The sequence below is a fragment of the Streptomyces nigrescens genome, from assembly GCF_027626975.1.
Lineage (GTDB): Bacteria > Actinomycetota > Actinomycetes > Streptomycetales > Streptomycetaceae > Streptomyces > Streptomyces nigrescens.
In genome coordinates this window covers 3,740,985-3,763,327 of the sequence record NZ_CP114203.1, presented here as the reverse complement: position 1 = coordinate 3,763,327, position 22,343 = coordinate 3,740,985, and the positions used below count along the sequence as shown (strand labels likewise).

General features: G+C 70.2%; 21 protein-coding genes and 1 riboswitch. Of the genes, 12 read left to right on the top strand and 9 right to left on the bottom strand.

The window, feature by feature from the left end; all coding sequences use genetic code 11:
- Positions 1 to 11: 11 nt before the first annotated feature.
- Complete coding sequence (gene rocD, locus STRNI_RS16795; protein ID WP_277411509.1) at positions 12 to 1,217, bottom strand: ornithine--oxo-acid transaminase; 1,206 nt, start codon at positions 1,215 to 1,217, stop codon at positions 12 to 14.
- Positions 1,218 to 1,347: 130 nt separating this feature from the next.
- A riboswitch (ZMP/ZTP riboswitch) is annotated at positions 1,348 to 1,439 on the top strand.
- A 42-nt stretch (positions 1,440 to 1,481) separates the two neighbouring features.
- Between rocD and STRNI_RS16790 the strand changes: the two genes are divergently transcribed.
- Entirely contained in the window at positions 1,482 to 2,783 is a 1,302-nt protein-coding gene (locus tag STRNI_RS16790) for a serine hydroxymethyltransferase (protein ID WP_277411508.1), read from the top strand.
- A 54-nt stretch (positions 2,784 to 2,837) separates the two neighbouring features.
- On the opposite strand, the gene STRNI_RS16785 is transcribed toward STRNI_RS16790, so the two are convergent.
- Entirely contained in the window at positions 2,838 to 4,151 is a 1,314-nt protein-coding gene (locus tag STRNI_RS16785) for a cytochrome P450 family protein (RefSeq protein ID WP_277411507.1), read from the bottom strand.
- A gap of 295 nt (positions 4,152 to 4,446) precedes the next feature.
- Between STRNI_RS16785 and trpS the strand changes: the two genes are divergently transcribed.
- The 3 genes from trpS (at position 4,447) to STRNI_RS16770 (ending at position 7,563) form a co-directional block, all read left to right on the top strand.
- Positions 4,447 to 5,457, top strand: coding sequence for a tryptophan--tRNA ligase (gene trpS, locus STRNI_RS16780; RefSeq protein WP_277413261.1), 1,011 nt, complete (start codon positions 4,447 to 4,449; stop codon positions 5,455 to 5,457).
- 182 nt (positions 5,458 to 5,639) lie between these two features.
- Positions 5,640 to 6,224, top strand: coding sequence for a 2'-5' RNA ligase family protein (locus tag STRNI_RS16775; RefSeq protein WP_266438870.1), 585 nt, complete (start codon positions 5,640 to 5,642; stop codon positions 6,222 to 6,224).
- Positions 6,225 to 6,483: 259 nt separating this feature from the next.
- Positions 6,484 to 7,563 carry a YihY/virulence factor BrkB family protein gene (locus STRNI_RS16770; RefSeq protein WP_277411506.1) on the top strand — a complete coding sequence of 360 codons (1,080 nt, stop codon included), beginning with the start codon at positions 6,484 to 6,486 and terminating at the stop codon, positions 7,561 to 7,563.
- Positions 7,564 to 7,639: 76 nt separating this feature from the next.
- Here STRNI_RS16770 and STRNI_RS16765 read toward each other — a convergent pair whose 3' ends face one another.
- The gene (locus tag STRNI_RS16765; protein WP_266438876.1) at positions 7,640 to 9,064 is read right to left on the bottom strand and encodes a D-alanyl-D-alanine carboxypeptidase family protein; all 1,425 of its coding nucleotides are present in this window, start codon (positions 9,062 to 9,064) and stop codon (positions 7,640 to 7,642) included.
- A 10-nt stretch (positions 9,065 to 9,074) separates the two neighbouring features.
- Here STRNI_RS16765 and STRNI_RS16760 point away from each other — a divergent pair, with 10 nt between their 5' ends.
- From STRNI_RS16760 to STRNI_RS16735, 6 genes are all read left to right on the top strand, one after another.
- Complete coding sequence (locus tag STRNI_RS16760) at positions 9,075 to 9,362, top strand: SCO4848 family membrane protein (RefSeq protein ID WP_018089140.1); 288 nt, start codon at positions 9,075 to 9,077, stop codon at positions 9,360 to 9,362.
- Between the two features lie 24 nt (positions 9,363 to 9,386).
- Positions 9,387 to 10,733, top strand: a complete 1,347-nt coding sequence (locus STRNI_RS16755; protein ID WP_277411505.1) for a metallophosphoesterase — start codon at positions 9,387 to 9,389, stop codon at positions 10,731 to 10,733.
- 197 nt (positions 10,734 to 10,930) lie between these two features.
- Complete coding sequence (locus tag STRNI_RS16750) at positions 10,931 to 11,248, top strand: hypothetical protein (protein WP_109892193.1); 318 nt, start codon at positions 10,931 to 10,933, stop codon at positions 11,246 to 11,248.
- Positions 11,249 to 11,292: 44 nt separating this feature from the next.
- On the top strand, positions 11,293 to 12,819 hold the full coding sequence (locus STRNI_RS16745; RefSeq protein WP_277411504.1) for a WXG100 family type VII secretion target: 1,527 nt from the start codon (positions 11,293 to 11,295) through the stop codon (positions 12,817 to 12,819).
- A gap of 118 nt (positions 12,820 to 12,937) precedes the next feature.
- Positions 12,938 to 14,128: a S8 family peptidase gene (locus tag STRNI_RS16740; RefSeq protein ID WP_277411503.1), complete on the top strand. Its 1,191-nt coding sequence runs from the start codon at positions 12,938 to 12,940 to the stop codon at positions 14,126 to 14,128.
- 247 nt (positions 14,129 to 14,375) lie between these two features.
- Complete coding sequence (locus STRNI_RS16735) at positions 14,376 to 14,879, top strand: FBP domain-containing protein (RefSeq protein WP_159486541.1); 504 nt, start codon at positions 14,376 to 14,378, stop codon at positions 14,877 to 14,879.
- A 31-nt stretch (positions 14,880 to 14,910) separates the two neighbouring features.
- Here the strand turns inward: STRNI_RS16735 and STRNI_RS16730 are convergent, their stop codons facing one another.
- On the bottom strand, positions 14,911 to 16,140 hold the full coding sequence (locus STRNI_RS16730) for an alpha/beta hydrolase family protein (RefSeq protein ID WP_277411502.1): 1,230 nt from the start codon (positions 16,138 to 16,140) through the stop codon (positions 14,911 to 14,913).
- Between the two features lie 243 nt (positions 16,141 to 16,383).
- The gene (locus STRNI_RS16725; RefSeq protein ID WP_277411501.1) at positions 16,384 to 17,205 is read right to left on the bottom strand and encodes an alpha/beta fold hydrolase; all 822 of its coding nucleotides are present in this window, start codon (positions 17,203 to 17,205) and stop codon (positions 16,384 to 16,386) included.
- Between the two features lie 190 nt (positions 17,206 to 17,395).
- Here STRNI_RS16725 and STRNI_RS16720 point away from each other — a divergent pair, with 190 nt between their 5' ends.
- Together STRNI_RS16720 and STRNI_RS16715 are read left to right on the top strand one after the other, a co-directional pair.
- The gene (locus tag STRNI_RS16720; RefSeq protein WP_277411500.1) at positions 17,396 to 17,809 is read left to right on the top strand and encodes a MerR family transcriptional regulator; all 414 of its coding nucleotides are present in this window, start codon (positions 17,396 to 17,398) and stop codon (positions 17,807 to 17,809) included.
- A 128-nt stretch (positions 17,810 to 17,937) separates the two neighbouring features.
- Positions 17,938 to 18,765 (top strand): hypothetical protein, encoded by an 828-nt coding sequence (locus tag STRNI_RS16715; RefSeq protein ID WP_229838002.1) that lies wholly within the window; start codon positions 17,938 to 17,940, stop codon positions 18,763 to 18,765.
- On the opposite strand, the gene STRNI_RS16710 is transcribed toward STRNI_RS16715, so the two are convergent.
- Genes STRNI_RS16710 through sdhC form a run of 4 tightly spaced genes read right to left on the bottom strand, consistent with a single transcriptional unit; the run spans position 18,749 to position 22,163 of the window.
- Positions 18,749 to 19,522: a succinate dehydrogenase iron-sulfur subunit gene (locus STRNI_RS16710; RefSeq protein ID WP_093637218.1), complete on the bottom strand. Its 774-nt coding sequence runs from the start codon at positions 19,520 to 19,522 to the stop codon at positions 18,749 to 18,751. The genes STRNI_RS16715 and STRNI_RS16710 overlap by 17 nt on opposite strands.
- Positions 19,522 to 21,276 carry a succinate dehydrogenase flavoprotein subunit gene (gene sdhA / locus STRNI_RS16705; protein ID WP_159486533.1) on the bottom strand — a complete coding sequence of 585 codons (1,755 nt, stop codon included), beginning with the start codon at positions 21,274 to 21,276 and terminating at the stop codon, positions 19,522 to 19,524. Before sdhA ends, STRNI_RS16710 begins: the two co-directional genes overlap by 1 nt.
- Positions 21,277 to 21,296: 20 nt before the next feature.
- On the bottom strand, positions 21,297 to 21,776 hold the full coding sequence (locus STRNI_RS16700) for a succinate dehydrogenase hydrophobic membrane anchor subunit (protein ID WP_018089153.1): 480 nt from the start codon (positions 21,774 to 21,776) through the stop codon (positions 21,297 to 21,299).
- Between the two features lie 6 nt (positions 21,777 to 21,782).
- Positions 21,783 to 22,163, bottom strand: a complete 381-nt coding sequence (sdhC, locus tag STRNI_RS16695; protein WP_026169539.1) for a succinate dehydrogenase, cytochrome b556 subunit — start codon at positions 22,161 to 22,163, stop codon at positions 21,783 to 21,785.
- Positions 22,164 to 22,343 lie beyond the last annotated feature (180 nt).

Genomic DNA, 22,343 nt, shown 5'->3' with positions numbered 1-22,343 from the left:
CGCGCCCCGCCTCATCCCTCCAGCACCCCCCGCAGCTGATCGAGCCCCCAGTCCAGGTCCTCCTTGCTGATGACCAGCGGCGGCGCGAGCCGGATCGTCGAGCCGTGGGTGTCCTTGACCAGCACCCCGCGCGCCATCAGCTGTTCGGAGATCTCCCGTCCCGTGCCGCGCGACGGGTTGATGTCCACACCGGCCCACAGTCCGCGGCCGCGCACCGCGTCCACCGCGCCGCCGCCCACCAGCAGCCCCAGCTCGCTGTGCAGATGTTCGCCCAGTTCCACGGCCTGCTGCTGGAATTCACCGGTCCGCAGCATCGCCATGACCTCCAGCGCCACCGCGCAGGCGAGCGGGTTCCCGCCGAACGTCGAGCCGTGCTCGCCGGGGGCGAAGACGCCCAGTACCTCGCGGGAGGAGACCACCGCCGAGACCGGCACCACCCCGCCGCCCAGCGCCTTGCCCAGCACATACATGTCGGGCACCACACCCTCGTGCTCACAGGCGAAGGTCCGGCCGGTGCGGCCCAGCCCCGACTGGATCTCGTCGGCGATGAACAGCACGTTCCGGCTGCGGGTCAGCTCCCGTACGCCCGCCAGGTAGCCCGGCGGCGGCACCAGCACGCCCGCCTCGCCCTGGATCGGCTCCAGCAGCACCGCGACCGTGTCGGCGTCGACGGCGGCCTCCAGCGCGGGCAGATCGCCGTACGGGACGATCTCGAAGCCGGGGGTGTACGGGCCGAAGTCGGCGCGCGCCTCGGGGTCGGTGGAGAAGGAGACGATGGTGGTCGTCCGGCCGTGGAAATTGTTGTCCGCGACGATGATCTTCGCCTTGCCGTCCGGGACGCCCTTGACCTTGTAGCCCCACTTACGGGCCGTCTTCACCGCCGTCTCGACCGCCTCGGCGCCGGTGTTCATCGGGAGCACCAGCTCCATCCCGCACAGCTCCGCCAGCTGGGTGCAGAAGTCGGCGAACCGGTCGTGATGGAAGGCGCGCGAGGTGAGCGTGACCCGCTCCAGCTGTGCCGTGGCCGCGTCGAGCAGCCGGCGGTTGCCGTGCCCGAAGTTCAGCGCGGAGTACCCGGCGAGCATGTCCAGGTAGCGGCGGCCGTCGACGTCCGTCACCCAGGCGCCCTCGGCGGTGGCCACGACGACGGGCAGCGGGTGGTAGTTGTGCGCGCTGTGGGCTTCGGCGGCGGCGATGCCGCGTTCCGTGGACGTCACCGGTGACTCCGTTCGGTAGGCCGTGCGGGCGCGGGCACTGCCGCGTCCCTCTCCATTGTTGCGCCCGCCCGGACCGCCCGGCCTGCGAAGATCCGCCGGACAGGGCCCCGGGGGGTGTCCTAGACTCTGCGTTGCGCACTGCGACTGGCGTACGGGGAAGCAACCTCGAGGAAGCGGTGCGCGGCAACCATCACGAGGTGCCGCCCCGCCTGGGCACCCCGGGACCACGACCGGCAACACCGATCGACCGCCCCGGAGGACGCCATGTCACAGCCGCATGTCTCACAGCCCCATGCCGCACAGCCCCTTTTGCATCCCGCGCTGAGCGCCGCCGACCCCGAACTGGCCGCACTGGTCGGCGCCGAGGAGCAGCTCCAGGCCGACACGCTGCGACTGATCCCCAGCGAGAACTACGTCTCCGCCGCCGTTCTGGAAGCCACCGGCACCGTCCTGCAGAACAAGTACAGCGAGGGGTACGCGGGCCGTCGCTACTACGAAGGCCAGCAGAACATCGACCGGGTCGAGACGCTGGCCGTCGAGCGGGCCAAGGCCGTCTTCGGCGTGGAGCACGCCAACGTCCAGCCGTACTCCGGCTCGCCCGCCAACCTCGCCGCCTACCTCGCCTTCGCCGAGCCCGGCGACACCGTGCTCGGCATGGCGCTGCCGATGGGCGGGCACCTCACGCACGGCTGGGGTGTCTCGGCGACCGGTACGTGGTTCCGCGGGGTGCAGTACGGCGTACGCCCCGACAGCGCGCTGATCGACTTCGACGAGGTGCGCGACCTCGCCCGCAAGGAACGCCCGAAGATCATCTTCTGTGGCGGTACCGCCGTCCCCCGCACCATCGACTTCGCCGCCTTCGGCGAGATCGCACGGGAGGTCGACGCCGTACTCGTCGCGGACATCGCGCACATCGCCGGCCTGATCGCGGGCGGCGCCCACCCGTCGCCCGTACCGCACGCGGACGTCATCTCGACCACCACGCACAAGACCCTGCGCGGCCCGCGCGGCGCCATGCTGATGTCCCGGGCGAGCCACGCCAAGGCCGTCGACAAGGCCGTTTTCCCCGGTCTGCAGGGCGGCCCGCACAACCACACCACCGCCGCCATCGCGGTGGCGCTGCGCGAGGCGGCCGCCCCGTCCTTCCGTGACTACGCGCACGCCGTCGTCGCCAACGCCAAGGCGCTCGCCGAGGCGCTGCTGGCCCGCGGCTACGACCTGGTCTCCGGCGGCACCGACAACCACCTGGTGCTGATCGACCTCACCTCGAAGGACGTCCCGGGCAAGGTCGCCGCGAAGGCGCTGGACCGCGCCGGCATCGTCGTCAACTACAACACCGTCCCCTTCGACCCGCGTAAGCCCTTCGACCCCTCCGGCATCCGCATCGGCACCCCGTCCCTCACCTCCCGCGGACTGGGCACGGACCGGATGCCGCTGGTCGCCGAGTGGATCGACCGCAGCGTCCAGGCCGCGGCGAAGGGCGACGAGGAGGCGCTGACGGTGATCCGTACGGAGGTGGCCGAGCTGATGGCGGCCTACCCGGCGCCGGGGCTGCCGACGGCCTGAGGCTCGCGGTGTACCGGGGCCCCGCCGCCCCGGTGCACCGCTCACCGGCCGTGATCAGCCGGTGAGCCGGACCGGCAGGACATGGGTGCTGTTGCCGATGAAGCTCTGGTGCGGCGGCAGCTCCGCGTCCGGGACGGCGAGGTCCAGCGCCGGATAGCGGGTGAAGAGTGCCTCCAGGGCGACGGTCGCCTCCAGCCGGGCCAGCGGCGCGCCCAGGCAGTAGTGCGGTCCGTGGCCGAAGGAGAGATGCCGGGTGGCGGGCCGCCGGGTGACGTCGAACCGGTCCGCGTCGGCCCCGTACGCCTCCGGGTCCCGGCCGGCCGCGGAGTAGGAGGCCAGCATCGGGGTGCCACGCGGCACGACCGTGCCGCCGAGCTCCAGGTCCCGGACCGGATAGCGGAACGGGAAGTGGGCGACCGGGCTGTCGTGGCGCAGCGTCTCCTCGACCACGTCGTCCCAGGTCGCCCGCCCGGCCCGGACCAGCTCCAGCTGCTCGCGGCCGGTGCACAGGGCCCGCACCGCGTTGGTGATCAGATTGAGCGTGGTCTCATGCCCGGCGATGATCATCAGCAGCAGGGTGCCGACCAGCTCCCGTGCGCTCAGCCGGTCGCCGTCCTCCTCCTGGGCGGCGAGCAGCGCGCTGGTCAGATCGTCCCCGGGGTCCGCCCGCCGGGCCTCGGCGACCTCCCCGAGGACGGCGGTGATCTCACGGTTGGCCGCCTGCACCTCGTCCGCCGTGCCGGTCGTGCGCACGATCAGGTTCGACAGCTCGTGCAGCCGGTCGCGCAAGGCGGCGTCCACGCCCAGCAGTTCGCAGATCACGCTCATCGGCAGCGGATAGGCGAAGTGCCGGCGCAGATCCACCGTCCCGTCGGCCGCGGCGGCGCCCGGCAGCCCGTCCAGCAGCGCGGCCGTCAGCTCCACCACCCGGGGCCGCAGGGCCGCCACCCGCCGCGGGGTGAACACCTTGGTCACCAGGCCGCGCAGCCGCCGGTGGTCCGCGCCGTCGGCCGTGGTCATCCCGTCCACGGTGGCGAAGGTGGTCAGCGGCCAGCCGGGCGGCACGGTGCCGTCGTGCAGCGCCGCGAAATGGCAGGCGTTCTTGGCGACTTCTGGGTGTGCGAGGACCTCGCGCAGCACCGCATGGTGGGTGACGGCGACGGCCGGCACCTCCCCGGGCAGCAGGACGGGGACCACCGCCCCGGCCTCCCGCAGCAGCGCATCGGCCGCGGCCCGGCCGGCGCCGCCGGGGGCGAGCCGGTGCGGCGCCCCGCCTCCGGGGCGCACGGGGCAGGTGGCTCCGGGCGGGGGGAGGGGCGCGGGGGCGGTGCGGCGGTCGTCGTCGGAGATCGGCTGTCCGTCGGTCATCAGCGGTCCTCACAGATCGGGTGGCGGTGATCCGGGGCGGTCGCGCGGCCGCAACAGGCCCACGATTCCAGGTCCCGGCCGCCCCGAACAGCCCGCCGCGGCGCAGACGGCGGCGGCCCGCCGGGAGAGGCCCGCCGCGCCGCCGGGAGGGGCCCGCCGCGCCACGGCCCGCCGGGCCCGTCGCCGCACGCGCCACCACGCGCCGTTGCCCTCTCCCCGACCTGCGACAATCAATGACATGGCTCTCGATCGCCCGCCCGTCGCCCACCACCACCCCCAGGGGAATGGCTCCGCCATGCAGCAACGTCCGCGTGTGCTCTCCGGCATTCAGCCCACCGCCGGCTCCTTCCACCTCGGCAATTACCTCGGTGCGGTACGCCAGTGGGTGGCGCTGCAGGAGTCCCACGACGCCTTCTACATGGTGGTCGACCTGCATGCGATCACCGTCCCGCAGGACCCGGCGGAACTGCGCAGCAACACCCGGATCGCGGCCGCCCAGCTGCTGGCCGCCGGTCTCGACCCGGAGCGCTGCACACTCTTCGTCCAGAGCCATGTGCCCGAGCACGCCCAGCTCGGCTGGGTCATGAACTGCCTCACCGGCTTCGGCGAGGCGTCCCGTATGACCCAGTTCAAGGACAAGGCCGCCAAGCAGGGCACCGACCGCACCTCCGTCGGCCTGTTCACGTACCCGATCCTGCAGATCGCCGACATCCTGCTCTACCAGGCCCACCAGGTCCCGGTCGGTGAGGACCAGCGCCAGCACATCGAGCTGACCCGCGACCTCGCCGAGCGCTTCAACAGCCGCTACGGCGACACCTTCACGATGCCGGCGCCGTACATCCTCAAGGAGACGGCGAAGATCTACGATCTCCAGGACCCCTCGGCCAAGATGAGCAAGTCGGCCGCCAGCCCCAAGGGCCTGATCAACCTCCTCGACGAGCCGAAGGTCTCCGCGAAGAAGGTCAAGAGCGCGGTCACGGACACCGACACGGTGATCCGCTACGACGCCGAGAACAAGCCCGGTGTCTCCAACCTCCTCACCATCTACTCCACCCTCACCGGCACCTCGATCCCGGAGCTGGAGCAGAAGTACGAGGGCAAGATGTACGGCGCTCTCAAGACCGACCTCGCCGAGGTGATGGTCGATTTCGTCACACCGTTCCGGGACCGTACGCAGGAATATCTGGACGACCCCGAGACGCTGGACGCGATCCTGGCCAAGGGTGCGGAGAAGGCCCGCGCGGTGGCCGCCGAGACCCTCGCCACCACCTATGACCGGCTCGGATTCCTGCCGGCCAAGCACTGACGGCAGCCGTCCGCGCGGTGGGCCACGGCCGGCCGCGCGGACCCCGCCGAGCCAGGGGGCCCCGCCCGTGGGCCCCTTGTCCGCTTGCAACAGGACCGAGGACGCTCCCCGAGAAGGGCGCGCACCCGGCACACTAAGAGGGTGCGCGAGCGCGCCGCACACACGTCAGGAGGGAGAACGCAGTGGGGACCGTAACGCTGGGCGTTTCGATCGCGGTCCCGGAGCCTTACGGCAGCTTCCTCCAGCGGAAGCGCGAGAGCTTCGGGGACCCTGCCGCACCCGGCATCCCCACGCATATCACCCTCCTCCCGCCGACGGAGGTACGGACCGAGGCGCTGCCCGCCATCGAGCGCCACCTCGCCGAGGTCGCCGCCGGCTGCCGCCCCTTCCCGCTCCGCCTGGAAGGCACCGGCACCTTCCGCCCGCTCTCCCCGGTCGTCTACGTCAAGGTCACCGACGGGGTGGCGGGCTGCACCGCCCTCCAGGCCCGGATCCGCGCCGCCTCCGGCCCCTGCGCCCGCGAGCTGCAGTTCCCGTACCACCCGCATGTGACCATCGCCCACGGCATCACCGAAGAGGCCATGGACCGCGCCCAGGCCGGACTCCGGGACTTCACCGCGACCTGGACGATCGGCGGCTTCGCCCTCTACGAGCAGGGTGCGGACGCGGTGTGGCGGCCGGCGCGGGAGTACCCCTTCGGACCGCAGTCGGTCGGCGTCCCCCGCCAGGCCGCCGATCTCTCCCGCCCGCCGGCGCCGTCCTGCTGACGGTTGCTGCCGTCCTGCTGACGGCCGCCGCCCGCCCTCGGCGCGGCAGCCGCCCGTTGGAGCCCGTTGGAGCCCTGCCCGGGAGCCGCGCGGCCCCGGCATCCTGCCCTGCCCGTCCCGTCCCGGCCCGCGATGGCCGTACGGCACGTATGAGTGTGCGCGTTTCCGGGGTACCCGGACGCTAGTGTTCCGGATCAGCCGGAGCGCCGGCCGCCACACCTGCCCGGCCCGGCGGTCGACAGGGCACGAGGGGAATGCCATGGACTGGTTGAGCAAACTCCCGGTGATCGGACCGGCCGTCAGCCGGCTGATGACCACACACCTCTGGCGCGCCTACGAACGCATGCTGCGGGTGCACTGGACCAGGCTGGCCGCCGCGATCACCTTCACCAGCTTCATCGCGCTCTTCCCCCTGCTCACCGTCGCCGCCGCGATCGGCGCCGCACTGCTCAGCGACGCCCGGCTGCACTCACTGGAGAACAAGCTCGCCGAGCAGCTCCCCGGCCTCTCGGACCGGCTCGACATCGCCGGACTCGTCGCCCACGCCACCACCGTCGGTCTGGTCGCCGGTGCCGCGCTGCTGCTCACCGGCATCGGCTGGGTCGAATCGCTGCGCGACTGTCTGCGCGCCGTATGGGAGAAGCCCGACGAGGAGACCAACTTCTTCCTGGGCAAGCTCCGGGACGGTGCGCTGCTGCTCGGGGTGGGCGGCGTCGCCGTGCTCTCCCTGGCCTGTTCGACCTTCGCGTCCGCCGCGGTGGGCAAGGCGGCCGAGGCGATCGGTCTGCCGGAGGGCGGTATCGGCAGCGTCCTGCTCTCCGTCGCCGGTTTCGTCATCGCCGTCCTGGCGGACTTCCTGCTGCTCGCCTACATACTGACCAGGCTCCCCGGCGTCCATCCGCCGCGCCGTGCCGTCGTGGTCGCCGGCCTCCTCGGCGCCATCGGCTTCGAACTGCTGAAGCTGCTGCTCAGCGGCTATCTCCAGGGCGTCGCCTCACGCAGCATGTACGGCGCCTTCGGCACCCCGATCGCCCTGCTGCTGTGGATCAACTTCACCGCGAAGCTGCTGGTCTACTGCGCCTCGTGGACGGCCACGGACGGCGAGCGGCACGGGGAGGACGACGAACTCAAGGTGCCGGAGGGGCCAGGGGGACCAGGGGGACCGGGGGGACCGGGGGGACCGGGGGGACCTGACGGGCCGGAGCGGCCGGAGCGACTGGTGGGGCCGAAGCAGCCGGACGGGTCGAAGGGGCCGGACGAGCGGGAGCAGCCGGAGGGGCCAGACGGGCCGGAAGGTCCGGAGAGGCGGGGAGGCCCGGAGCACCCCAGGGCGGCGTAGCCCCAGCCCTAGCCCCAGCCCCTCTCCTGCCTGCCCGGCCCCTCTCCCGCCGGGCCCATCTCCCCTCCGCCTCCGTTCACTTGCCGGAACGGCGCCCCCGTACCAGCTCCGGCAGCGGCCAGCGGCGGTGCACGGCGAACGCCGCGACGGCGAGCAGCGCCACCGCCGCGGCGCTGAGGCCCACCGCCGTCCAGGCGCCGCTCCTGCCGCTGGCGCTGTCCAGCGCGGCCTGGGTGCTCTGCTTCCCGCCCTTGCCCTCGCCCTTGGCGCCCACGGCGCCGGTGCCGTCGTCCTCGCTCCTGGGGCCGACGAGCCGGCCGACCGGCTCCACCTTGTCGGCCGCCGCGAAGCCCCAGTCGAGCAGCTTGGCGGCCTCCCTGTAGGCCTCGTTGTGCTCCTTCTTCTCCGGGTTCATGACCGTGACCAGGAGCTTGCGGTCGCCGCGCTGGGCGACACCGGTGAAGGTCGACCCCGCATTGGTCGTCGAGCCGTTCTTCACCCCCGCGATGCCCGGATACGGCTTCATGTCGTAATCGCCGCTCAGCAGCCGGTTGGTGTTCTGGATGCCGAACGTCGCCCGCTTGCCGTCCTTGCCCTTGTCGCCGGGGAACTGCGCACTGGCCGTCGAGCAGTACTCGCGGAAGTCGGGGTTCTGCAGGCCCGACCGGGCGAACAGGCTCAGGTCGTACGCGCTGGAGACCTGGCCCGGCGCGTCATAGCCGTCCGGGGTCACGACATGCGTGTCCTGGGCGTTGAGCTCCTTCGCGTGCCGCTGCATCTGCGCGACGGTGGCCTTGGTCCCGCCGTTCATCGCCGACAGCGTGTGCACCGCGTCGTTGCCGGACCGCAGGAAGACCCCCAGCCACAGGTCGCGGACCGTATAGCTCAGGTTCTCCTTTATCCCGACGAGGCTGCTGCCGGCACCCATCCCCGCGAGGTCGGCGGGCTTGACCGTGTGCTTCTGGTCCTTGGGGAACTTCGGCAGCACCGTGTCGGCGAACAGCATCTTCAGCGTGCTGGCCGGTGCGAGCTGCCAGTGCGGGTTCTTGGCGGCCAGCACCTTGCCGGACTCGGCGTCGGACACGATCCACGAACGGGCCGTCAGCGTGTCCGGGCCCGGCAGCTTCGGGGCGCCGGGCTTCAGGGCCACCTGGACGCCGGGCGTCCCCAGCCGGTCCCCGCCGATCTGCGACATCTTCGTCGGCGGCTTGGGAGCCTTGGGCTCCTTGGGGTCGGCGTGGGCGGTGCCGGCCAGGAGCGGGGTGGCCAGCAGTCCGGTGGAAGCCAGCGCGGCGACGGTGCGCAGGGGGAAGCCGTGACGTGCCGCACGCCCGGCACTGCCGGTCGTGGCCGAAGCATTCGGGGCGGTCGGGTCGGAGGAAGCCGTGGAAGCACAGAAGGTCGTCGGCACGTCGGTGAACGTACCCGCCTTTGCCCGGGACGCCGACAGCACCCCACGGAAGAGTGCCCCTGCCGACCGCCGGATGGAGCCGCTGCCCATACTGGGAGGTATGAAGCTCTCTCGCCCCGTGTCCTGGTTCCTGCTCGCCTTCGGGGTGTGGAGCTGGTTCATCTGGATCACTTTCGTCAAAAACCTCTGGAAGGACGGGAGCGGTCTCGCCTTCGACGATGCGGGTGACCCGACCGCCTACTTCTGGGTCCATCTGCTGCTCGCAGTGACTTCCTTTCTCTTGGGGACGGCGATCGGGGTGATCGGGTTCCGTGGCGTACGCGCCTTGCGCCGCGAGGCCGCGGACCACACGCCCCAGCCACCCGCTTCCTCCTCATCCGGCTCCTGAACCACGGGCACGGGGAGAGCCGCCGTGATCTTCGCCCTGATCGTGGTCCCGGTCCTCGGACTGTTCTTCGGCGTGCACCGCTACCTGTGGTGCCGGCTGGTCCGTGACACCACCACCCCAGGCAGCCGGCCCCGCCGTACGGGCACCGTCGCCGCCTTCGTCCTCCCCCTGACCACCCTCGCCGCCTTCCTGTCCGGCCGTGCCGGCGCCCCCTTCCCCCTCCAGCAGGCACTGGCCTGGCCCGGCTATCTCTGGCTGGCCCTGGTGCTCTACCTCACCCTGGCGCTGCTGGCAGGAGAAGTGGTCCGGGCGGCATGCCTGCGAGCCGTACGCACCCGCGAGCGCACGGAGCAGGTCCCGTCGTCATCCACCGATCACGGGCACAAGCCCCGCGCCCAGACCCCACCACCGACTCCGGAACCCACCCCCGACCCCTCCCCGGCCCCGCATCCCACCCAGCCCCCATCCCCTTCCCCTTCCCCATCCCCTTCCTCCGCCCCCACGCTCCTCCCGCCCCGCACCCCCGCCCTGCCGCCGCTCGCGACCCCGCCGCGCCGCCTCTTCCTCGCCCGGGCGGTCGCCGCCGGCGCCTCCCTCGCCGCCACGGCCGCCGTCGGATACGGCACCGCCACGACACTCCGCGGACCGGTGGTCAAGCGCGTTACGATCCCGCTGGCCAAACTGCCGCGCGCCGCCCACGGCTTCCGGATCGCCGTCGTCAGCGATATCCATCTCGGCCCGGTCCTCGGCCGCGCACACACCCGGCGCATCGTCGAGACCATCAACCGCACCCGCCCCGACCTGGTGGCCATCGTCGGCGACCTGGTCGACGGCAATGTCGCCGACCTCGCCCCGGCGGCCGAGCCATTGCGTGAACTGCAATCCCGGTACGGGTCGTATTTCGTCACCGGAAATCACGAGTATTACTCCGGCGCCGACCAATGGGTCGACCACGTACGGGAATTGGGCATTCACCCCCTGGAGAACGCCCGCACCGAACTCCCCGGCTTCGACCTCGCCGGCGTCAACGACGTCGCGGGCCAGACCGAGAGCGCCGGCCCCGACTACGACCAGGCCCTCAGCGACCGCGACCCCGCCCGCGCCGTCGTCCTGATGGCCCACCAGCCGGTCACCATCCACGACTCCGTCCGCTACGGCGTCGACCTCCAGCTCTCCGGCCACACCCACGGCGGCCAGATGTGGCCCTTCACCTACATCGCCGACGCCACCAACCCCACCATCGCCGGCCTGGAACGCTACGGCGACACCCAGCTCTACGTCTCCCGCGGCGCAGGCACCTGGGGACCACCGGTACGGCTGGGGGCACCGCCGGACGTTACGGTGGTCGAACTCGCGTCGCTGCGCGCCTGATCGGGCCCGGGAAGAGTTGCGCTACGTCGGTAACAACCCGTCGACAAAGTTCGGTCGCATCGTGCACTAAATCGTACACATTCCGACATTCGATCTTGCAGCGAGGGCCCCCAACTCCCTAGTCTTGGCATTCTTTACGCTGCTCATACCGCAGGCTTCGTCGGCCTGTGAGGTGAGCCAACGGGGGAGTGAAACCAGTGGGTGAGCAGTTCAGGGTCGACCTCGACGAGCTCGACGGCGTCGTGCGCAAACTCAAGCATCTTCGCGGCGACATGGACGAACCCAGCCAGAAGGTGAAGTACAGCACGGCCATCCCGAAGTCGGCGTTCGGCTCCAGCTTCGACGAAGCCGAAAAGCTTGCCGCGTCGCACGACAAGATGCAGACGTACATGACTCAGGTGATCACTGCGCTCTCCGAACTCATCACGGATTTCGGAGACAAGACCGAGCGCAGCCGTGGCGCGTACGAGGACCAGGAGCACGAGACCAAGGCGTCCATGCGCCAAGGCAGCTGAGTCCGCAGTAAAACGAACGCCAGACTGACGATCAGGGGGAGGCCATGTCCGACACACCCGCGACATCCGGCACCGAAGAGTACGAAAAGAAGATCAACGAAAAGAACCGAAAAGAGCAGATCAAAGAAGATTTCGGTTCGTACAAGCCTGTCGAGAAGTCCAGCTCGAATTTCCATGGTCACGGACTCGACGCACTCCGGGCGATGGTCAAGAATTCCGACCCGGACGCCATTGAGAGTGCGGGCGATCACTGGCGAGCGTCGGCCGACCGCCTTGCAGGTGAAGACGGGCAGGGGGGAATTCGTAAGGCGTTCATGGACGCTGTCGACCATGCCTCGGCGCACTGGCACGGCGCCGCGGCGGATGCCTTCCGGCGAGAAGCGCAGAAGGTCCTGAAGAAGATCGACCTGACCTATCGCCATGCGCGGAACGTTGAGGGTGCCCTCATCGGACGTCGCGAGTCCGGGCCGCAGGGCGGTATCGCGCACAGCTTGCGTGAAGCCAAGAAGACCATGTCGAAGATCGAGGACGCCGGCAAGGTCGAGGGCTTCTTCGACACCAATGGCAAAGACGGCGCTGACCAGCAGTTCCATAAGGACATGGCCAACCCGAAGATGGACGCCAAGATGGCGCTTGAGCTCAACCGGGACAATCTCTCCCTGAGTAAAGAGCGTCAGGTCGAAGCGGTCATCGTCATGGAAGAGCTGGCGAGCAACTACCGGGCACACACTCCGCCCTTTTCCGATGCCGTCGGTCCCCCGCCCGGACGTGGCCATGACTGGCCTACCGAGCCGAGGGAGCCTACGCATCCCGCGCCCGTCAATATGCCGACTCCCGGTGGCCCGCGCGTCAAGCCGTCCCAACTCTCCCCGCACGGGCCGAGTGGCCCGAGCGCGCCGTTCGACCCGAGTGGCGTGAACATCAAGCCGTCGTCTCCTCCCGTGCGGACGGACCTCGATGGCGTGCAGGGCGGCACCTTGACGCCGGCCAACCCGCATGTCCCCGGCGGCGGTTCCACCGGCGGTGGTGGCCACAGCGGTGGTGGGGGTGGCGGTGGTTCGACCGGCATGCCCGGCGGAATGATGCCCGTCATGCCTGGCAAGAGAGGCGGCTCCCTGGGGCCCGGCGGCGCTAGCCGCGGCGGAGCCATGGGGGGCCGGTCCGGGGCGAGCCGTACGGGCATGCCTGGTGGGGCTGGAGCGGGCCGTGCGGGCATGCCCGGCGGAGCCGGAGCGGGGCGTCCGGGAATGCCCGGCGGCGGAATGGGTGGCGGAGCCGGAGGCGGCGCCGGCCGCGGCGGTGCTGCCGGGCGCAGCGGTGCGCAGGCCCGTACCCCTGGCGGCATGGTCGGTAAGCCGGGTGCACCCACGGGTGGCGCCAAGCAGGGCGGCTCCGGGCTGCACCGCAGCCGCGGGGGCGCGATGGCCGGCCAGGGCATGGCCGGTGCCCCTGGAGCCAAGGGGAACGGCAAGGAGAAGGAGCGCACCACCGGTCAGCGCCCCGATTACCTGATCGAGGACGAAGAGACGTGGACTCCGCAACGTAATGTGGCGCCGCGAGTCATCGAGTAGGGCGGCGAACGCCGACGATGCTGTCGGCGTTTGAAGGGGTGCTCCGTGCGTCCGCGTAACGGAGCACCTCGTCAGGCGGTCACCATCCGCCCGGAACGGAAGCAATGAGGAGCAAGGCATGAGGGTCACACGAACTCTGCGCGCGACCATCGGTGCTGCGCTGACCGGAGCGCTGTTTCTGGGCACGGGCGGCTCGGCAGTGGCGGACCAAAACAGGGACGCCCAGTGGCCGTTGACCGCCTTCGGTGCCCAGGACATCTGGAAGAAGAGCACCGGCAAGGGTGTCACTGTGGCCGTCATTGAGAAGGCGTTCCGCAAGACCCATCAGGACCTCACGGGCCGGTTTCTCCCCGGCAAGGACTTTCCCAACCCGAGGAATGACGGCGCCCCGTACCTGAACCCGGGCGAAGACCGCCGCGATCACGGTACCGGCATGGCCGGTCTCATTGCCGGGCAAGGGCATGGCCCCGGTGGCTCTGCAGGTATGAAGGGACTGTCGCCCGGGGTGAAGCTCTTGCCCTTGACGGCGGACAAGACGGTTCCCGCTGCAACTCGCTATGCGGTGGATCACGGAGCCGACGTCATCAATATGTCATTCGGGGTGGACCCGAATACGCCGGACATGTGCGAATCCATCCATTACGCGGTGGAAAAGGGCGTCGTGGTGGTGGCGGGTGTCGGCAATGATGGGCAGTCGGAGAAGAATCTGCCGTCCGCTTGCCCCGGTGCGATCGGAGTCGGCGCCGTCGATGAGTACGGGAACGTCTGGTCGATGAGTAACCACAACTCCGCTGTCGACGTTCTTGCGCCCGGCGTGGACGTCCCGGTCCTTGGCGGCAAGAGCGATTCTCACTACGGCACGACCGATGGTACTTCCGTTGCCACCGCCTACGTCTCCGCCACAGTCGCCCTGCTCCGCGAGAAATACCCCAACCTCACGCCGGGGCAAATTGCCAACCGCCTTGTGAAGACAGCCGGTCTGAGCCCTTCCGTGAAAAAGAAGCACCTCAAGCTTCCCGATGATCATTACGGGTATGGCTACATCGTTCCCGAGGCCGCCCTCAATGAGGACATCCCCGCAGGCCCCGCGCAGGGCCCCCTGCCCATGCCGAAGGGGAAGGCGTCCAAGACGCCCGTCACCGCCGGCGTGAAGAATGGACCGAACCCGAACCCGCCGATGAGCATGGGTGAAAAGCTCACGCTCTTCGGCGGTATCGGGCTCGGCGTGCTCGTCGTCATCGGCATCATCATCGCCGTCGTGGTCGCCGTCCGCCGCCGCAACAACCCTGGCCCCCAGGCCTGGGGCTGAGCGCAGCCTGGTCCACCCCCTGCGTGGATGGACCGCACAACGAGCCGTGTCCGGGTGCATGCCGGACACGGCTCGTTGCGTATCCGGCTCCGGGCCGGGCTCATCCGGAAGACGACCGGGGCGGGAACGGCAGTGGTCCGGTGCGGTGCCGGTGCCGGGTGAAGTGTCGGTGGGTGGCGCTCTCGACCTTGCAGGGCGGTGAAAACCGGGCGACACCGCTCCGGGTGCGCTGTTAGCTTCCCGGATCATGGACCCCGTAGGTGAAAAAGCAATACGTGCCTCGTTCGTCAATTGCTCGAAGGGTGAGGCGAGCAGGATTCATTTGCCCGTGGGCCTGGCTGAACTCCCGTGGGATGACCTGGACTTCTTGGGGTGGCGGGATCCGGGGGCGCCGGACCGGAGTTATCTGGTGGCGCCGCGGGGTGACGGGATCATCGGGGTGACCTTGCGGGTGCCGCAGGGTGTGCGGCGGAGCTTCACCAAGACGACGGTGTGTTCGGTCTGTGTGACCGGGCATCCCGGGTCCGGAGTCAGCCTGCTCGCCGCGCGCCGGGCCGGGGCGCTGGGACGGCAGGGGAACACCGTCGGGACGTATCTGTGTGCCGACCTCGCATGCTCCCTCTACGTCCGGGGACGCAAGCGGTCCCAGCTCGCGGGGCGGCATGAGGAGACGCTGCCGCTGGAGGAGCGGATCGCTCGTACCGTGCGGAACCTGGACGCCTTCCTGGACAAGGTTCTTGAGGGCGAGTGAGCAGCACTGTGTCGGCCGGGCCGGTGTGAGGTCAGGGCTTCTGGAAGACAACCTCGGGGTTGGCGGCGGATGGGCCGTCCAGCAGGGTCCGGGGTATGCCGCGCAGCTGCTGGTCGAAGAAGGCGGTCACGTAGTCACGGGTGATCTCGCCGGAGCGCTTGCCGGAGAGCGGGGCGTTGGGGTCGGTGACGCCGAGCTGCGCGCCCAGGACCGGCAGGTCGATAAAGGTGAAGTGGCCGGCGTCGCGCACCGTGAGCCAGCGCTTCCAGCCGTCCAGGCGGTGCCAGTCGCGCAGCCAGCTGGTGTCCTCGTGGCCCGGCGCATGGCCGTTGAGGCCGCCGAACATCAGGAAGGGCCGCCCGTCGAGCCCCGAGCGCGGGACGGGGGCGAAGAAGGTGCCGTCCATGTTCACCCCGGCGCGGATCCGCCGGTCGGCCGCCATGGCGCTTGCCGCGCTGTTGCCGCCGATGGAGTGTCCGGCGGTGCCGATCCGCTTCGGGTCGATCATTGCCGAGTGCCGCCAGGCCGGGGCGTGGTGGCGGCCGGGCGCGGCCGTCAGGGTGTCGATGACGAAGGAGATATCGGCGGCGCGGCCGTCGGCGACCTTGGCCATGAGCTTCCGCTGGGCCTTCTCGGGAGCCTTGTTGACCGTGTCACAGGCGACACAGGTGAGGGTGCGGCCGCCGGGGAAGGTGGTGCCGAAGGACTCGTGGGCGTGGTCGAGCAGGGCGACGACATAGCCGCGGGAGGCCAGCTCCTCGGAGAGCAGGGAGAGCGTCGCACGGTTGAGGGTGAAGCCCGGAGAGAGCACCACCAGGGGGTGCTTGCCGCCGATGGAGCGGGCCCCGGTGCGGGCGTGGGTCCGGGTGGCGGCCAGCTGCTCGGGCGGCAGCGCGTCCGCGTGCTTGATGCCCTCCAGAAGAGGCCGGGCCTCTTCGATGGCCATGTAGGGAGCGCGGGCGCCGCCGGTGTTGGGGTGGGCCGGGTAGTACATCGACGCCATCAGCTCGCGCGGGCCCGCGGACGGTACCCAAGGGTCCTTGCGGTGGGTGTCGGTGAGCGGGAGGGTGTCACGTCCGACCGCGTACGGCCCGGTGGGGCGGGGGAGTTCGAGGCGGGTGGGGGCGGCGGGGGCCGTGGGCGACGCGGTGTGGGCGGCGGGAGGTGCGGGGGCCGCGACGGCGGTGCCGGCGGCGGCGAGGGGCAGGGGGAGCGTGACGGCGAGGAGTAACGCGGCAGCCCCACGGCGAATTCGGTTCATGACCGGAGCGTAAGCAGAGCCTCTCGCTGCTGGTACTGACGAAAGTCATGATTCGCGGAGGGCGCTACCGGGAGCGTCAGGGCCTGGCGGGAGCCTCAACCCTCCGGTGCAACCGGCAGCCCCCGGCGTCACTGGATAGCCGCTGGCGTCACCGGAAGCCCCCGGGGCGTCGGAAGCCCCCCGGCCCCCCCCGGCACCCCCGGCATCCCGCGTCCCCTTCCCGGTCAGCAGCACCTCCCCCCGTCACAACCCCTCCCGCCCGAGAAAGCCCTGGATCAGCCCCTCCCACTCCTCCGGGCGTTCGACCATGGGCAGATGGCCGGTGGCTATCTCGGTGTATACGGCGCCGGGGATGTGGTCCGCCAGATAGCGCGAGTGGGACGGGTGCACCAGTGCGTCCAGAGTGGTGGCGATGACCAGGGTGGGCACCGAGATGCCGGGAAGATCGGCAGTAGTGTCCAAGGTCCGTACGAGTGCCGCCTGTTCGGCGGAGCCGCTCGGTGGGAGGGACGGGTCCGGGTCCAGTGCGGCGGCCCGTTCCGCGGAGGACAGGGCGTTGAAGTGGTCGGGTGCGAAGCCGCTGAGGGCTCGGGCCCGGGCGAAGCCTGTGTAGTCGGCACGCTCCAGGAGGTGCAGGTACAGGTCGAGCCAGACGGTTGTGCGGGCATCCGCCGCGGCGAGGCCCGCCGTCAGCACGAGGCCGCGCACCCGCTCGGGATGGCGGGTGGCGGCCCGTACGGAGACGGCCGTGCCCATCGAGTAGCCGATCAGGGTGAAGGTCTCCAGACCGGCCGCGAGGGCCTCGGCGACCAGGGCATCGGCCAGTGCGTCCAGCTCCAACGGGCCGGTGGCGCGCGGGGTTTTGCCGGAGCCCGGGTAGTCGGGGGCCACCACGCGATGGCCCGAGGCGACCAGTGCAGGGATGAGGTCGCCGTAGTTGCCCTGGATGCTGCCGGTCGCCCCGTGTGCCAGCAGGATGCCGGGGCCGGCGGGATCACCGGCGACGGTGGTGGACAGGGGCGGGAGGGCGGCGGCCGCGTTGGCCGCGGCGGGAATCTGCGTCATGCGGAAGAGGTTGCACCTTGACGCCGGTGTGAAGGTCAAGTCGGCCCGGGCACCCGGCAGTCCGGCACCCGGCAGTCCGGCACCCGGCAGTCCGGCACCGGGCACCCGGCAATACGGGCACCCGGCGCCCGGCAACGGCCCGGCGCGGAGGGGAACGGATGCAGAGCGGAACGGATACAGAGGGGAACGGATGCGGGGGAAACAGATGCGGATCGGTGAGCTGGCGCACCGTACGGGAGTCAGCACGCGAGTGCTGCGCTACTACGAGGAGCGGGGGCTGCTCCGAGCGCAGCGGGACGCGAACGGCTACCGGCGCTATGACGAAGAGGAGTCGGTGGAGCGCGTCGGGCGGATCCGGGAACTCCTCGCCCTCGGGCTGAACACCGACGACATCGGTGCGGTGCTGCCCTGCGCCCAGGGCGGCCCCGGGCTGATGCCGTGCGCGTTCTCCTCCGGCATCGTGGAACGGCAGATGTCCCAACTTGAGGCAGAAATAGCAGAGTTGAGCAGGCGGCGGGCCGCGCTCGAAGCGTATGCGCAGGTCATGGAGGAGCGCCGGGCGGAGGACGAGGCGCTGGCGGCGAGGGCGCTGCGGTCGGCCTGAGTGGTCCGGGGGAAGGCTTCCGGCGGGGGAGGGAGGCTACCCGCGGGTTTCGGTTGCGGCAATGTACCCGCCGGACAGATCCTCGTGGCACGCCGCTCGGGGAGGCGGCGCAGAACCAGGGGGACGACGTGCTGCGAGTGCACTTCACCGCGCAGGATCTGGCGCGTACGAGAGTGGCCGAAGGGGCCGACCCGTTATGGGAGACGGTGCTGAGCCTGCACGCCCTGCGGGAGAACCGGGCCGAACCGGCGCTGGCCGCCTGGCGGCAGCATGCCGTACGGCACGGGCCGGGGCCGCTGCGGACCCTGCTGCCGCTGGTGCCACGGCACGGCTACTTCCCGGACTTCCTCACACCGTTCGCGGGCCTGGACGGGGTCGAGCCGGGGCTGGAGGCCGTGATGAGCACCCCACGGGAGCGGCTGCGGTCCGAGCTGGTGCTGCTGTCGGGGCACCGGGCGCTGCCGGGCTGGTCGCGCGGGATCGCGGACGGTGAGCCGGCCGCCCTGCGCCATCTGGCGCGCAGCCTGCGGACGTACCACCACCGGGCGGTGGCACCGAGCTGGCCGCGGATCGCCGAACGCGTCGGCCTCGACCGGGCGTTGCGCAGGCATGCGCTGGCGCAGTCCGGGGCGGAGGCGATGCTGCGGACGTTCGGGCCGGTGATGCGCTGGCGGCCGCCGGTGCTGGAGGCCGGCTATCCGGTGGAGCGGGACCTGTACCTGGAAGGGCGGGGGCTGGTGTTCGTCCCGTCGTACTTCTGCCGCGACGTACCGGTGGCGCTGGTGGACGACGCCCTGCCGCCGGTGCTCGTGTACCCGGCGAAGGAGAGGGTGAGCGACCGTGCCGAAGGGCCCCGCCTCCGGGGGTACGGAGGCGAGGCCCTTCGGGAGGTGCCGTCACTGCTCGGCGGCCGGGTGGGGACCCGGATCGCCGCCGGGCTCAGAAGCGGCGGGTGATCAGCGCCCGCTTGACTTCCTGGATGGCCTTGGTGACCTCGATACCGCGCGGGCAGGCGTCCGTGCAGTTGAAGGTCGTCCGGCAGCGCCAGACGCCGTCCTTGTCGTTGAGGATTTCGAGCCGCTGCTCGCCGCCCTCGTCACGCGAGTCGAAGATGAAGCGGTGCGCGTTGACGATCGCCGCCGGGCCGAAGTACTGGCCGTCGTTCCAGAACACCGGGCACGAGGACGTGCAGGCGGCGCACAGGATGCACTTGGTGGTGTCGTCGAAGCGCTCGCGGTCCTCGGCGGACTGCCGGCGCTCACGGGTCGGCTCGTTGCCGGTCGTGATCAGGAACGGCATCACATCGCGGTACGCCTGGAAGAAGGGCTCCATGTCGACGACAAGGTCCTTCATCACCGTGAGGCCCTTGATGGCCTCGACCGTGATCGGCTTCTCCGGGTTGATGTCCTTGATCAGCGTCTTGCAGGCGAGACGGTTGCGGCCGTTGATGCGCATGGCGTCCGAGCCGCAGATGCCGTGGGCGCAGGAACGACGGAAGGTCAGCGACCCGTCCAGCTCCCACTTGATCTTGTGGAGGGCGTCCAGGACGCGCTCCTTGGGGTCGATCTGCAGCTGGAAGTCCTCCCAGCTGGCGTCCTCCGAGACCTCCGGGTTGAACCGGCGGATCCGGAAGGTGACCGTGATCAGGTGCGAAGCGCCGGCCTCGGCCGTGTCCGCAGCCGCGGAGTCCTTGTCGAGAGTCGGGGTGCTCATCAGTACTTACGCTCCATCGGCTGGTAGCGGGTCTGCACGACCGGCTTGTAGTCGAGGCGGATCGACTCGACGCCGTCTGCGCCCACCTCGCGGTACGCCATGGTGTGCCGCATGAAGTTGACGTCGTCGCGGTTGGGGTAGTCCTCGCGGTAGTGGCCGCCGCGGGACTCCTTGCGGGCCAGCGCGGACACGGCCATGACCTCGGCCAGGTCGAGGAGGTTGCCCAGCTCGATGGCCTCCAGCAGGTCGGTGTTGAACCGCTTGCCCTTGTCCTGGATGGACACGTTCAGGTAGCGCTCGCGCAGCTCGCCGATCTTCTCGACCGCGGACTTGATCGTCTGCTCGGTGCGGAACACCATCACATTGGCGTCCATGGTCTCCTGGAGCTCCTTGCGGATCTCGGTGATCCGCTCGCTGCCCGTGGAGTTGCGCAGCCGCTCGACCTGGTCGACGACCTGCTGCGCCGGGTTCTCGGGGAGCTCGACGAACTCGGCGGTGGCCGAGTACTCCGCCGCGGCGATGCCGGCCCGGCGCCCGAAGACGTTGATGTCCAGGAGCGAGTTGGTGCCCAGGCGGTTGGCGCCGTGCACGGAGACACAGGCCACCTCGCCGGCGGCGTACAGACCCGGGACGACCGTGGTGTTGTCCGCCAGGACCTCACCCTCGACGTTCGTCGGGATGCCGCCCATGGCGTAGTGCGCGGTCGGCTGGATCGGGATCGGGTCCGTGTAGGGCTCGATACCGAGGTAGGTCCGCGCGAACTCGGTGATGTCCGGGAGCTTGGCGTCCAGCTGCTCCGGCGGCAGGTGGGTCAGGTCCAGGAAGACGTGGTCGCCCTCGGGACCGCAGCCGCGGCCCTCGCGGATCTCCGTGTAGATGGAGCGCGAGACGACGTCACGCGAGGCGAGGTCCTTCATGACGGGCGCGTACTTCTCCATGAAGCGCTCGCCGTCCTTGTTGCGAAGGATGCCGCCCTCGCCGCGCGCACCCTCGGTCAGGAGGATGCCCATGCGCCAGATGCCCGTCGGGTGGAACTGGAAGAACTCCATGTCCTCCAGCGGCAGCCCGCGGCGGTAGGCCGCGGCCTGGCCGTCACCGGTCAGGGTGTGCGCGTTGGAGGTCACCTTGAAGAACTTGCCGGTGCCGCCGGACGCGAAGATGATCGCCTTCGCCTGGAAGACGTGGATCTCGCCGGTGGCCAGCTCGTACGCGACGACGCCCGCGGACTTCTTGACGCCGTCGACGTCCTGGAGCAGCAGGTCGAGCACGTAGAACTCGTTGAAGAACTCCACGCCCTCCTTGACGCAGTTCTGGTACAGCGTCTGGAGGATCATGTGGCCGGTGCGGTCCGAGGCGTAGCAGGACCGGCGGACCGGGGCCTCACCGTGGTTACGGGAGTGACCGCCGAAGCGGCGCTGGTCGATCGTGCCGTCCGGCGTGCGGTTGAACGGCAGGCCCATCTTCTCGAGGTCGAGGACCGAGTCGATGGCCTCCTTCGCGAGGATCTCGGCGGCGTCCTGGTCGACCAGGTAGTCGCCACCCTTGATCGTGTCGAAGGTGTGCCACTCCCAGTTGTCTTCCTCGACGTTCGCGAGGGCCGCGGCCATACCGCCCTGGGCGGCGCCGGTGTGGGAGCGGGTCGGGTAGAGCTTTGTCAGGACCGCGGTGCGGCTGCGCTTCGTCGACTCGATGGCCGCGCGCATGCCCGCGCCGCCGGCGCCGACGATGACGGTGTCGTACTTGTGGATCTTCATGGTTCCAGTCAGCCCCGGCTTCAGGAGATGTTCGGGTCGAAGGTGAAGATCACCAGCGTGCCCAGAAGGACGGTGAACACCGTCGCGGTGTACAGCAGCATCTTCAGCCAGAAGCGGGTGTTGTCCCGCTGTGCGTAGTCGTTGATGACCGTACGCAGGCCGTTGGCGCCGTGCAGCATGGCCAGCCACAGCATCAGCAGGTCCCAGACCTGCCAGAACGGCGAGGCCCAACGGCCGGCCACGAACGCGAAGCCGATCTTGGAGACGCCGCCGTCGAGGACCAGCTGGATCAGCAGGTGGCCCAGGACCAGGACGACCAGCACGATGCCGGACAGCCGCATGAACAGCCAGCCGTACAGCTCGAAGTTCGTGCGGGTCGACTTCGGGGTCTTGCCGGTGCGCTTGCGCGGCGGCTCGATGACCGGAGCGGGGTTGTCCACGTCGTAGAGCGTGACGTTGTCCGCCGCGGGGGCCCCTGCGGAGGTGGTTTCAGCAGACATCTCGCGTCAGCTCCCGAACAGCGTGCGCAGGGTGTGCTGCAGCACGGGGTAGAAGGCACCGGCCATCAGTACGGCCCAGATACCGACAACGGTCCACAGCAGCTGCTTCTGGTACTTCGGGCCCTTCGACCAGAAGTCCACGGCGATGACCCGGAGGCCGTTGAGCGCGTGGAAGAGGATGGCGGCCACCAGGCCGTACTCCATCACGTTGACGATAGGCGTCTTGTAGGTCGCAACGACGTCGTCGTACGCCTCGGGGGAGACGCGTACGAGTGCGGTGTCGAGGACGTGAACGAACAGGAAGAAGAAGATGAGGACGCCGGTGACTCGATGAGCCACCCAGGACCACATGCCTTCCCGGCCGCGGTACAGCGTTCCAGCCGGCACGGAAAAACCCTCCGGGAGCGGGGATTGGGGCCAGCCGGCTTCTCTGTCGGTCGGGCCCGGCCGGGTACGGTCCACCGGCCCTGGCCATCGTAGCGACGTGTTGTCGGTTCCTTGCGCCGGGGTCCTTAGGTGTGATCAAACAGGCACCAACGGGCTATCACACAAGCACGAACCGGAATG

What these genes read in the sequence shown, in the direction of transcription:
- STRNI_RS16790 (WP_277411508.1), top strand. Translation starts at nt 1,482, where the DNA reads ATGTCACAGCCGCATGTCTCACAGCCCCATGCCGCACAGCCCCTTTTG.
- STRNI_RS16785 (WP_277411507.1), bottom strand. Translation starts at nt 4,151, where the DNA reads ATGACCGACGGACAGCCGATCTCCGACGACGACCGCCGCACCGCCCCC.
- trpS (WP_277413261.1), top strand. Translation starts at nt 4,447, where the DNA reads ATGCAGCAACGTCCGCGTGTGCTCTCCGGCATTCAGCCCACCGCCGGC.
- STRNI_RS16770 (WP_277411506.1), top strand. Translation starts at nt 6,484, where the DNA reads ATGGACTGGTTGAGCAAACTCCCGGTGATCGGACCGGCCGTCAGCCGG.
- STRNI_RS16765 (WP_266438876.1), bottom strand. Translation starts at nt 9,064, where the DNA reads ATGGGCAGCGGCTCCATCCGGCGGTCGGCAGGGGCACTCTTCCGTGGG.
- STRNI_RS16760 (WP_018089140.1), top strand. Translation starts at nt 9,075, where the DNA reads ATGAAGCTCTCTCGCCCCGTGTCCTGGTTCCTGCTCGCCTTCGGGGTG.
- STRNI_RS16745 (WP_277411504.1), top strand. Translation starts at nt 11,293, where the DNA reads ATGTCCGACACACCCGCGACATCCGGCACCGAAGAGTACGAAAAGAAG.
- STRNI_RS16740 (WP_277411503.1), top strand. Translation starts at nt 12,938, where the DNA reads ATGAGGGTCACACGAACTCTGCGCGCGACCATCGGTGCTGCGCTGACC.
- STRNI_RS16735 (WP_159486541.1), top strand. Translation starts at nt 14,376, where the DNA reads ATGGACCCCGTAGGTGAAAAAGCAATACGTGCCTCGTTCGTCAATTGC.
- STRNI_RS16730 (WP_277411502.1), bottom strand. Translation starts at nt 16,140, where the DNA reads ATGAACCGAATTCGCCGTGGGGCTGCCGCGTTACTCCTCGCCGTCACG.
- STRNI_RS16725 (WP_277411501.1), bottom strand. Translation starts at nt 17,205, where the DNA reads ATGACGCAGATTCCCGCCGCGGCCAACGCGGCCGCCGCCCTCCCGCCC.
- STRNI_RS16720 (WP_277411500.1), top strand. Translation starts at nt 17,396, where the DNA reads ATGCGGGGGAAACAGATGCGGATCGGTGAGCTGGCGCACCGTACGGGA.
- STRNI_RS16710 (WP_093637218.1), bottom strand. Translation starts at nt 19,522, where the DNA reads ATGAGCACCCCGACTCTCGACAAGGACTCCGCGGCTGCGGACACGGCC.
- sdhA (WP_159486533.1), bottom strand. Translation starts at nt 21,276, where the DNA reads ATGAAGATCCACAAGTACGACACCGTCATCGTCGGCGCCGGCGGCGCG.
- STRNI_RS16700 (WP_018089153.1), bottom strand. Translation starts at nt 21,776, where the DNA reads ATGTCTGCTGAAACCACCTCCGCAGGGGCCCCCGCGGCGGACAACGTC.